Annotated in this window: 9 protein-coding genes and 1 other RNA gene; 3 read left to right on the top strand and 7 right to left on the bottom strand. The window is 36.9% G+C overall.

The annotated features are described in order from the left end of the window. Positions 1-70 precede the first annotated feature (70 nt). The 7 genes from ABDZ84_RS16535 to ABDZ84_RS16505 all read right to left on the bottom strand — a co-directional run bounded on the left by ABDZ84_RS16535 (position 71) and on the right by ABDZ84_RS16505 (position 6,649). Positions 71-589: an isoprenylcysteine carboxyl methyltransferase family protein gene (locus tag ABDZ84_RS16535; protein WP_166530432.1), complete on the bottom strand. Its 519-nt coding sequence runs from the start codon at positions 587-589 to the stop codon at positions 71-73. Beyond that, positions 589-1,677, bottom strand: coding sequence for a type III polyketide synthase (locus tag ABDZ84_RS16530; protein ID WP_343782289.1), 1,089 nt, complete (start codon positions 1,675-1,677; stop codon positions 589-591). Before ABDZ84_RS16530 ends, ABDZ84_RS16535 begins: the two co-directional genes overlap by 1 nt. Before the next feature lie 36 nt (positions 1,678-1,713). Continuing rightward, positions 1,714-3,216, bottom strand: coding sequence for a carboxypeptidase M32 (locus ABDZ84_RS16525; protein WP_026681943.1), 1,503 nt, complete (start codon positions 3,214-3,216; stop codon positions 1,714-1,716). Then, positions 3,213-4,355 carry a THUMP domain-containing class I SAM-dependent RNA methyltransferase gene (locus tag ABDZ84_RS16520; protein ID WP_166530433.1) on the bottom strand — a complete coding sequence of 381 codons (1,143 nt, stop codon included), beginning with the start codon at positions 4,353-4,355 and terminating at the stop codon, positions 3,213-3,215. Before ABDZ84_RS16520 ends, ABDZ84_RS16525 begins: the two co-directional genes overlap by 4 nt. A gap of 152 nt (positions 4,356-4,507) precedes the next feature. Then, positions 4,508-4,882: RNase P RNA component class B (gene rnpB / locus ABDZ84_RS16515), an RNA gene on the bottom strand. 99 nt (positions 4,883-4,981) lie between these two features. Continuing rightward, on the bottom strand, positions 4,982-5,302 hold the full coding sequence (gene gpsB / locus ABDZ84_RS16510) for a cell division regulator GpsB (RefSeq protein WP_026681941.1): 321 nt from the start codon (positions 5,300-5,302) through the stop codon (positions 4,982-4,984). A gap of 162 nt (positions 5,303-5,464) precedes the next feature. Continuing rightward, positions 5,465-6,649 (bottom strand): CdaR family transcriptional regulator, encoded by a 1,185-nt coding sequence (locus ABDZ84_RS16505; RefSeq protein WP_026681940.1) that lies wholly within the window; start codon positions 6,647-6,649, stop codon positions 5,465-5,467. Positions 6,650-6,818: 169 nt separating this feature from the next. Here ABDZ84_RS16505 and ABDZ84_RS16500 point away from each other — a divergent pair, with 169 nt between their 5' ends. The 3 genes from ABDZ84_RS16500 to ABDZ84_RS16490 are packed head-to-tail and all read left to right on the top strand — an operon-like array spanning position 6,819 to position 10,459. Continuing rightward, complete coding sequence (locus ABDZ84_RS16500; protein ID WP_026681939.1) at positions 6,819-7,985, top strand: NAD(P)/FAD-dependent oxidoreductase; 1,167 nt, start codon at positions 6,819-6,821, stop codon at positions 7,983-7,985. Between the two features lie 26 nt (positions 7,986-8,011). Next, complete coding sequence (locus ABDZ84_RS16495; protein ID WP_343782285.1) at positions 8,012-8,974, top strand: ornithine cyclodeaminase family protein; 963 nt, start codon at positions 8,012-8,014, stop codon at positions 8,972-8,974. Positions 8,975-9,001: 27 nt separating this feature from the next. Continuing rightward, positions 9,002-10,459 (top strand): sodium/proline symporter, encoded by a 1,458-nt coding sequence (locus ABDZ84_RS16490; protein ID WP_321132364.1) that lies wholly within the window; start codon positions 9,002-9,004, stop codon positions 10,457-10,459. Positions 10,460-10,627 lie beyond the last annotated feature (168 nt).

Raw genomic sequence — 10,627 nt, 5'->3', positions numbered from 1 at the left:
AAAAGTGGTACTCACCAAATTATTGGCGAGTACCACTTTTTATTTTACTGGGTTTTGTCCCAGCCCCTTCCTATTCTGTTAACTTTGTATCTTTTAACGCATTTTCCTCTGCTGGAATTCGAACAGTTAATAGCAGGATGTGCAACAACGGAAACAATACTGCCGTTATATATGCCTCAAACAACAAGGGGATAACCAATAATTCAATTCCCACTACGATATAATTGGGATGTTTTACATATTTATATGGACCTTTCCTCACTAAAGGGAACTGTGGAGATATTATGATTTTCGTGTTCCAAAACTTACCTAACGATGAAATACACCAAAAACGTACGAACTGGAGCAATAGAAACAGTACAAACAAATAAATGTTAAATTGGAACGTAGCTGGATGCCTTAGTAATACCTCGACAATTAGCGAGAGAAAGAATAAGCTGTGTACAAGGATAAACCACTTATAATGCTCTTCCCCTCTTTCTACCCCACCTCTTTCTTTTATCCAGACTTCATTTCGTTTGGCAATGTTCAGCTCAACTAATCGTTGTATGATAATAAAGCACAGTATAACCCACATAAATAATGGCATTAGTCTACCCACTCCATAAGTATTAACTCAGAGCTAAAGCCTGGGCCAAGTGCTGATATTACACTTTTTTCTCCCTTAGAAATGGCTTCCTTCATCCAGGCACCTAGGACATAGAGAACGGTGGCAGATGACATATTACCATGATTACGTAACACATTAATAGAATGCTTAAATTTTTCAGGCTTGGCTTGTAGAACTTTTCCCATGGAATCGATTACTTTTTTACCCCCTGGATGAGCAATAAACGAATGTATATCCTGTTCATTTATTCGTGTTGCTTGCAGAAAGATTTGTAAATGCTCTCGCCAAAACGTTTCTACTAGAGCAGGTATACTTTTCGAAAAAATAACCTCAAAGCCACCATCAGTTATATCCCACCCCATTACGGATATACTGTCTTTTTTTGTGTATGAATGAGATTGCAGAAGCTTGGGAATAGAGCCTTTTTTCTTGCGTAATATTAAAGACTTCTCACCAACCGCTAATGCCGCACTTATTCCATCACCAAATAACGCTGTTCCAATGATATTACTCTTTTTCATATCCCCTTTTTGAAACGTCAAACTACATAGTTCACAGCAAACAATCAATGCAGATTTATCTGGATTAGCTGTTAACCAATCATAAGCTCTTGATAATCCAATTGCCCCACCAGCACAGCCTAACCCCCATAAAGGCATTCGCTTTATATCTGATCGAAAAGGTCGTTCATTAAATAGATGAATATCCATAGATGGCGTTGCTATACCTGTACTAGACACAAATATGATCATATCTATTTCCTCATACAAAACAGGTTCATCTAAAAATTGTTGATTCGTTAAGCAAGCGTCTATTGCGCGCAGGGCATACTCTTTTGCATAGGTCGTATAAAGCTCGTTTCTTTCCTTAAAGGAGTGATCTCGTAAAAACCATTCTGAGTCAACAACAAATTGGCGCTCATTGACCTGCGCATTGTCAAATACCGGAAGCAGCCGTGATCGTTGTCGAAGGGAATACGTAAATACTTTTTGCACAATTTGCTTTACTTCCTCTTGTGGCATACGATAATTAGGAATACCGAGTCCTGTTGAACAAATATATGTCATGGAATACTCCTTCTTTTAGAAAGCAAACAGCTCAACTTAGTTAAACTGATAAATAGCTGCATACTTTTGCTTTAAGTATCTTACTAAGTAATCAGGATTTAATCCTTCGTTTGTAACATCCTTGATAATTTCAAGTGGTTTCTTCATCTTGCCATGTTGATGTACAGCTTCGGATAACCATTGTTTAATTCTACGACAGTCTCCGGTCATAATAATTTCATCAACGTTTACTTCACTTCTTAAGGTGTGATTCAACTGTGCAGCATACATATACCCTAATGCATACGAAGGAAAATAACCAAAATCGCCTCCTGCCCAATGGATATCCTGAAGGACTCCTTCTCTATTAGTTGGAGGGTTTATTCCTAAATAAGCCACCATTTTCTCATTCCATAGCTTAGGTAAATCTTGCACGTTAATCTCTCCATTAATCAAAGCTTTTTCAAGCTCGTAACGTACCATGATATGAAGTGAATAGGTTAATTCATCTGCTTCAATGCGTATGAATGAGGGCTTCACTTCATTTACTGCACGAAAGAATTGGTCCAACTCTACATCCCTAAAGTGCTGGGGGGCATATGATTGAAACTCTTGATAATTAGCTTCCCAAAATGTATGACTCCTTGCTATAAAGTTTTCCCAAAATAATGATTGTGATTCATGAATTCCCATTGACGTTCCTGTTGCAAGCGGTGTATTCATTAAGCTTTCTGCAATATTTTGTTCGTATAATGCATGTCCGCCTTCATGAATAGTCCCAAAGATCGCCATTCTAAAATCGTTTTCATCGTATCTTGTAGTAATTCGTACATCATTTCGATTGAGCGCAATTGCAAAGGGATGAATGGTTTCGTCTAATCGACCAGATTGAAAATCATAGCCCATTTGCTTTAAAATTATTTTGGTAAAGGCTTCCTGATCATTTTTAGGAAAATGTGCTTGCAAAACATCGGTGTCAGGCTTTACAGGACTTGCTTTGATTTGATCCAATAGAGATACTAACGATGTGCGCAATGCAGGAAAAACCTCATCTAACATCGTTGTTGTTACCCCAGGCTCGAAGTTATGTAGTAATGCATCATAGATATTATGCTCATATCCCCAATAAGTAGCAAATTGTTTATTATAATCGACTAGTTTCTCTAAATATGGTTGAAACAATTGGAAATCATCGTTTTGCCTAGCTTCTTGCCAGACGGCTTCAGATTTGGATTGCGTCATAATAAATTCTCTATACAGTTCATGAGGTATTTTACGATTTCTTTCATAATTTTCCTCACAAACCTCAACTGTCCTTTTTAATATTGGATCAGTCGTATCATTTTTTAAAGCATCAATAAAATGTTTCATTTTATCAGAAGTTTCCAGCTTATGAATCTTTTCTCCCAGAAAACCAGCAACTTCAGAACGTTGTTCGACACCATGATTAGGTATTTTGGTACGCATATCCCAATGAATTAGCATCAATGACTCATTATAAGCACTTATTTCACGTAAGTAATGTCTAAAGTCTTTCTCTACGGTATTTATAGTTGTCATTCCAAATCCTCCCTCACCTTTTTACCAAAATATTGATAATAATCTGTTCGGATATATCCATTAAATAACTTTCGTTTCTTCGTCGCTCTTTGACCAAATGCTTTTTCAAAGTTTTCGTAAGCGGTTAGTATATAAATGCTCCAGCTTTCATGATGTTTCATAACAGAGCCTAAATCATTAGCAATTTTTGCAGCATGCTTATAATCACCAAGCCTTTGTCCATATGGAGGATTGCCAATAAGATAACCATTATGCTTGCGAATCGTTAAATCCTTTACTTGCATCTGCTTCCATGTTATCAAGTCCCCTAATCCTGATTCCATCGCATTTTGCTTTGCAATGTCTATCATTTTATGATCAATGTCAGAGCCGATAATTTCTAACTTTTGATCATAGTTTGCTTTATCTTCTGCTTCTTGAAAAGCATCCTCCCAATGCTTTCTTTTTATGAAGCTCCATTCTTCTGAAGCAAACTCACGGTTAAAGCCAGGTGCAATATTCTGACCAATTAACGCAGCTTCAATAGCAATCGTTCCTGACCCACAAAAGGGATCTATTAATGTTTCATCTGCATGCCAGTTAGTTAGCATAATTAAAGATGCAGCAAGGGTTTCCTTTAAAGGGGCATCCCCCTGCCCTACTCGATATCCTCTTTTATGTAATCCTGTGCCAGAAGTATCAATCGTCAGAGTAGCTTCATCCTTCAAAAGAGCAATCTCAACTTTAAACATAGCACCAGACTCAGGTAATTTAGAAACAATTCCATACTTTAATTTTAACCGTTCAACGATTGCTTTTTTTGTTATGGCCTGACAATCGGGAACACTATACAGCTTAGACTTAACCGATTTTCCGATTACTGGAACTTGTCCGTCCTCTGCAATATATTTCTCCCAAGGCAATGACTTGGTACCTTCAAATAACTCCTCAAAGGAGCTAGCTTTAAAAGTACCTACCTGTAATTTAACCCGATCAGCGGAGCGTAGCCATAAATTACAACGAGGAATAGCAGAGATAGGCGCTTCAAAAATAACCTTTCCGTTCTCTACGTGTGTTTCATAGCCTAATGCATTTACCTCTTTAGCCACAACTGCTTCTAATCCCATAGCTGCTGTTGCAATTAATGTTACAGTTTGCATATATAATTAATTCCTTTCCTATCAGTATCATGTTTTCCATAGTTTATCATATCTACATACGGTTTATGAACGCTAATGAAAATAAAAAACCTTTCCAATAACCCAAAAGGGAATCAGAAAGGTTTATTTCCTCGTCATAGACCAATTAAATACTCGATAAGCCATGTTCTGTTCCATTGTACTGCCATCGGTGGTCAACCTCGTACGCCGGTTGTAATCATCTATCTACAAGTTTATACTTGTCCCTTTTTCGGTTCATTTCCCTACTAAAGAGTGCCCCTACCATTATTTGGGTTGCTCACTCGTGGGGTTTACCTCGTTCCACCTGAAATGTTTCCAAATCAGCTACGTCACTGTGGCACTTTCAAGGCTAGCTTCCATATCTAATAGACGTAGGTAGCTATCCTGCCGTTAACCAAATGGTTACCTTGACTTATGAATTCGTCAAGCACGAACACTACAAACATCGCAGTTTGTGTGAGCATGGACTTTCCTCTGTATATATTATACAGCGATCACATGAGTATTTAATTTATTTCCTCAAATTACTATACCATAAGTACTAGATTTAATCAAGTTTCCCTATGACTTTCATTTAGCTTTTGCTTTTCAACTGCCTTAACTTATTAACTCTCTGTCTCAGCGAATTTCTTTCCGAAAACAGCCTTCTCCAAGTTTGACAATCGTTTTAAAACATCATAATTTACTTGCGGATTAGGATTAGGTTGTGCAGAGCGTGTTTTGGGCGGCTGTTCCACGGTTGATGATTTTTTCAACCTATCATTCTCTTGTTGAAGCCTTTCTAACTCTTGCTTAAAAGCATCATAATCCTGAATAATTAAATCTAAAAATTCATCAACTTCCTCTTGATTATAGCCCCGCATTGCTGTCTTAAAATCTTTTTCTAAAATATCTTTACTACTTAATTGTACTCGATTCGTACTCACAGTATCACCTCATCATGTCTACATGTTAATTTGTTCGTATCCATTTCCATTTCATTTAACATTTTATTAATTCTATTTATTTTTATGCCATTTCTTTCTACTTATTATAGCATTAAATTGTCAACCTGAAAAATGAATGCATTATTCAGATTTATTCTCATGCTATTCCTTCATTTTTATAATTATATAAAGTAACATACACTGTTCAAAACAACCTAAATCAAGCATGGTTATTGATTCTATTTTTTTCAGACGATAAATTAAGGTATTACGATGTATAAAAAGAGACTTTGCTGCCCTACTTATATTTAAATTGCTATCACAGTATACAATAAAGTTATAACTAAGCTCCATAAAATCGTCATGTGCAAAAAACGGTTCTACTCGCCCGTTTAACTTCGACTGTATTTGAGAATTAAGCTGATACGGAATAAGTTGCATAAGTACATTCCAATCATAATAAGAATAGATGGCCGGTTCTATAGATAGCCTACTTGCAAATTCCACAAGCACCTCTGCCTCGTGATAGGATTGATACAAGAGGTGAAGAGCATCATATTTATATCCAGCAGCAATGGAAACAGTATGAATATTATAATCATGCAACCTTTTAATGAGCAGTACGCTTTTGTTTTTAAATTCTGCCATAAACTGATGAAAAACGGTGTCATCCGTAATCGGTTTTAATAAAATAATTTTTTCTGGATTTAAAAACGTACAAATATGATGTAAGTCGTTATTATATGTTTTTCGAATACACGCTAATATTTCTTTCTTCAAATAGTCTAAGGAATAGGCCTGTCGCTTATCCATCTGTATACTTTTAAGTAACGAATCTCCGATATTGATTACAATACAAAGGCGCTGTATTCCTTCCTCTATCTGCAATACCTTGCAATAGTGGGCGACTCTTTCTTTATGTCGGTTTCCATCTAACAAGATATATTGCACAAATGACTCTAACGTTTTTGCTTCTAAGTCCTCTATATGCGTATGAATTGTTTCTTGCCATATCATCTCCACATACTTCTTAATAAGCTCTGCATATGGTTTAACCTCCAACGGATTTCCGATGATACCTAGCACTCCAATGGTTTGAGAATCTAAATGTAATGGAACTGCTACACCAGGTAAAACATTCGTCATACTAGAAATTTTGTCATTATCAAATAAGATGGTTCGATTCTCTTTAATAACTTCTATTGAGGGAGTATGTAATGTTCCAATTCGTTCAGCATTTGTATCCCCAATAATATATCCTCTCTTATCACTTAAGCTAATGGGAAAAGGCGAAATTTTTGAAACCGCTTTCACTGTTCGTTGTGCAAATTGTACAAAACGTTCCATCTACTTTTCTTCCTTTTATATGGGTATTTTCTAATATTTTATCATAATTTTGATTATTTAAAATAATTATTTCTCTAAGAAATTTTGTATAGTTTTGACATAGATTTTCCAGTCTAGCTTAGGTTATAACTAGTTATAATCATTCCACATATAACTTGAGGTGATTTTCGTGCGTAAGAAAGCAGATATTATCATTATTGGTGGCGGTGTAATTGGCTCAAGCGTTGCCTACAATTTATTAAATGACGGTTACGATGGAGCAATTATTGTATTAGAAAAAGACCCGATGTATGAATTTTCTTCTACCCCTAGAAGTGCTGGTGGTATCAGACAATTATTTACTACGTCTATTAATATTCAAATAAGCAGATATAGCTTACAAAAATATAAAACGTTTCCAACCGACATGGCAATTCATGGAGAAACTGCTGAGATCGATTTTAAACAGCGAGGATACTTGTTTCTCGCCAAAGACGAAAATGTAAACCAGTTAAAAAAGCAATGTGAACGACAGCGACAATTTGGTGTTCCTTCCGACTTTTTAACACCACAAGAGCTGCTAACTATTATTCCAGAATTAACTATATCCGATTTACAGGGTGGGCTGTACTGTGAGGAAGATGGCTACCTTGACCCATACTCTGTTATGCAAGGCTATGCTAAAAAGGCCAAGCATCTAGGTGCTACGTATATATATGAAGAGGTTGACACTATTCTAAAAGACAATGATTGTGTCACCGGAATACAATTAGCGAATGGAGAAAGCTACTATGCTCCAATTGTTATTAATTGCGCTGGCCCATGGGCTGCTGCGCTAAGTGAGAAAATAGCGCTACCTTTACCAATCGTACCTTTAAAACGTCAAATTATTCAGTTCGATATCGAAGAACCCTTACATAATAACCTTCCTCTAACTGTAGATCCAACAGGCGTTTATTTCCGTCACGAAGGAAAACAATTGATTTCAGGTTATTCAGAGCAAGTAAAGCCAGGTATTGATTTTTCGTGGAGACGCTCCTTCTTTTTAGAACAATTATGGCCCGTGCTAGGTCATCGAATTTCTAATTTTGAATGTGCAAAGATTCGTAGTGGATGGGCAGGGATGTACAGCTTTAATACGATCGACCAAAATGCGATTATCGGTGAGCACCCTAAATTAAATGGATATTATACCGCATGTGGCTTCAGTGGTCATGGAATGCAGCAGGCTCCTGCTGTAGGTAAAGGGTTATCCGAGTTGATCCGATTAGGTAAATATGAGTCCTTGAACCTTCATCCATTAAGATTTGAACGATTTCAAGAAAAGGAATTGCTTATTGAGGGTGCTATAGTTTAACAACGTAAACGAATGGAGGTCATTACATGTTATTTTTAAATGAATCGGCTATAAAAGAAGCTGTATCCATGAAGCAAGTTATTCATGCAATTGATAACGCATACAAGCTCTACGGCTCTGGAGCATTTCACATGCCCACTCGAATGCAACTACAGGATGAAACAAATACTTTATTGCTAATGCCTTGCCTAACTAATGAATCAATAGGTACAAAGTTGATTACATCTTTTCCAAATAACACGAGCCATCCTACCTTACAAGGACTTGTAATTTTAACTAGTCGTGAAACTGGCGAATGTCAAGCGCTTTTAGATGGGTCGTTTATAACAGGAATTCGAACAGGTGCAATTGGTGGCTCAGCCATTAGACATCTGGCAAATGTGGATGATAACAAACTGGCAATAATTGGAACAGGTGTACAAGGGCTGTATCAAGCTATTGCAGCATGCACGGAGCGGCCGATTAAGGATATTTATTTGTACAATCGAACGACGGATAAATTACCAGCCTTTAGTGAAAAGCTCAAAGCATGGATCCCTGCAAACATCCATATCCATATGACTTCTACAATTGAAGAAGCAATTACATTTGCTCATATCATTATTTGCTCAACTACTTCGAATTCACCTGTTCTTCCTAATGACCCCGACTTATTAACAAACAAGCTTATTATCGGTATTGGTTCCTTTCAACCAACCATGCGAGAATTTCCAGAAGTATTGTATCAATTAGCGGACCGCCTTTATATTGATACGGAAGACGCTATTATCGAGTCGGGGGATGTACAATATCCACTAGAAAAAGGCTACCTACCAAAAGACTCCATCATATCCATGTCGAAGCTGGTTATGTCAAATGAAGAAGTGTCTCGTTCCCCTGATAAAAGCATCCTTTTTAAATCTACAGGTATGGCTTTATTTGACGTAGTTGTATCGCAATTGGTCTATTGGCAGGCTCTCAAGAAAGGAGTTGGTCAGCAGCTAACCTAGAGTAAAAAACTCTCTATAGGAGGAATTATGAATATCATCATTGTTGAATTTGTCGTTTATTGTTTGTTGATCTTAGCAATTGGCTATTATTTCAGCAAACGAAGTAAGTCTCACTCTGATTTTCTATTAGGAGGAAAAAAATTACCTGGTTGGACACTTGCCTTTTCTGAAAGGGCAACAGGTGAATCTGCTTGGTTGTTATTAGGTTATACAGGGTTTGTTTTTATGACTGGCCTATCCGGAATTTGGGTAGCAGTTGGTATAGCAATCGGAATAATATTTGCTTGGCTATTTTTAGCCAAAACATTTATGTCAGAAACAGATAAGTATAATGTGTTAACTTTACCAGATTATTTAGCGGTAAGGTTTGGGGAAAAGGCGAAAATAATTCGCTGGTTAACGAGTATCTTAATTGCTGGGTTTCTTATGTTTTATGTTGGAGCACAGATGGCTGGAGCTGGAAAAATGTTATTTACAACATTTGGCTTACCTCCAACAGCAGGTATTCTATTAGCTACAATTGTTATCATCATTATTGCATTTGCTGGCGGGTTTATATCTGTAGTTTGGACAGATATGATCCAAAGTATAATGATGGTTATTACATTAGTTGCGCTTCCTATTGCATCATTAATTTATATACAAGCAAACGATTTATCGATAAACGCTTCCCTGATACAAGCTGGAGATTCGTATAACTCTTGGTTTGGTGGTCTGACTGGCTTTGCGATTGGTGTGTTATTTTTTAACAATTTTTCATGGTTCTTTGGCTTCTTAGGTGGTCAGCCTCAATTAAGTGCACGATTTATGGCATTAAAAAATAATAAAGAAGCAAGACAAGGAAGTATTGTTGCAATTATTTGGACATTATTAGCGTATGGTGGAGCATTTATGATTGGAATAACAGCTATAGCCATCTATGATCAAGGCTCATTTCATGATGCAGAAATTATTTTACCAACGATGATTCTTGAATTATTTCCGCCTTGGATAGCTGGCTTGCTTTTAGCTGGGGTATTGGCTGCCATTATTACAACTGCCGATTCGCAATTAATGGTTGTGACAAGTTCAGTTAGTGAAGATATTATCCATAAAACATTGGGAATGAATTTTACAGAAAAACAACTTATCTGGATTTCTCGTATTTCTATTGTATTCTTCGGTTTAATCGGCATGGTGATCGCGCTTGTATCAGAATCTCTATTGTATCTAGTTGTCAGCTGGGCCTGGGCAGGAGTAGGCTGTACACTCTCCCCCGCCATCCTCCTTACATTTTTTTGGGAGCGATATTCTAGTGCTGGTGTGGTAGCGACAGTTCTTGCTGGATTAGTATCCACTATATTATGGATAAGCACACCTTTAGAAAGTATCATCACTTCAAAATTCACGACATTTTTTATTGCATTATTTTTTGGAATAGCTGTGAGCTTACTTCTTCCAGATAAAACGGAGAAGATCCATTCCCTGTCCGAAAAGAACATATGATAATGCTAAATAAAAAAAACGGAGCAAAATTCGCTCAGTCCTTATCACTAAATGCTCAGATTTACGCTTCCTCTAGTAGCTATTATGGAATAATATCAACTGCTTGACCACCACTCCGGCTACCCACTTCCCTTTCCGTGGGGTTTGTCCTTCAGCTAACTTTTTTAG

This window comes from Virgibacillus salarius (genome assembly GCF_039521925.1).
In the GTDB taxonomy this organism is placed as follows: domain Bacteria; phylum Bacillota; class Bacilli; order Bacillales; family Amphibacillaceae; genus Virgibacillus; species Virgibacillus salarius.
The sequence above is the reverse complement of the archived record's forward strand: the minus strand, read 5'-3'. Positions and strand labels throughout refer to the sequence as shown.

Bases quoted from the DNA above. Each gene is read 5' to 3' on its own strand.
- ABDZ84_RS16495 (WP_343782285.1), top strand. From the start codon at position 8,012: ATGTTATTTTTAAATGAATCGGCTATAAAAGAAGCTGTATCCATGAAG.
- ABDZ84_RS16490 (WP_321132364.1), top strand. From the start codon at position 9,002: ATGAATATCATCATTGTTGAATTTGTCGTTTATTGTTTGTTGATCTTA.
- ABDZ84_RS16525 (WP_026681943.1), bottom strand. From the start codon at position 3,216: ATGACAACTATAAATACCGTAGAGAAAGACTTTAGACATTACTTACGT.
- ABDZ84_RS16535 (WP_166530432.1), bottom strand. From the start codon at position 589: ATGCCATTATTTATGTGGGTTATACTGTGCTTTATTATCATACAACGA.
- ABDZ84_RS16505 (WP_026681940.1), bottom strand. From the start codon at position 6,649: ATGGAACGTTTTGTACAATTTGCACAACGAACAGTGAAAGCGGTTTCA.
- ABDZ84_RS16520 (WP_166530433.1), bottom strand. From the start codon at position 4,355: ATGCAAACTGTAACATTAATTGCAACAGCAGCTATGGGATTAGAAGCA.
- ABDZ84_RS16530 (WP_343782289.1), bottom strand. From the start codon at position 1,677: ATGACATATATTTGTTCAACAGGACTCGGTATTCCTAATTATCGTATG.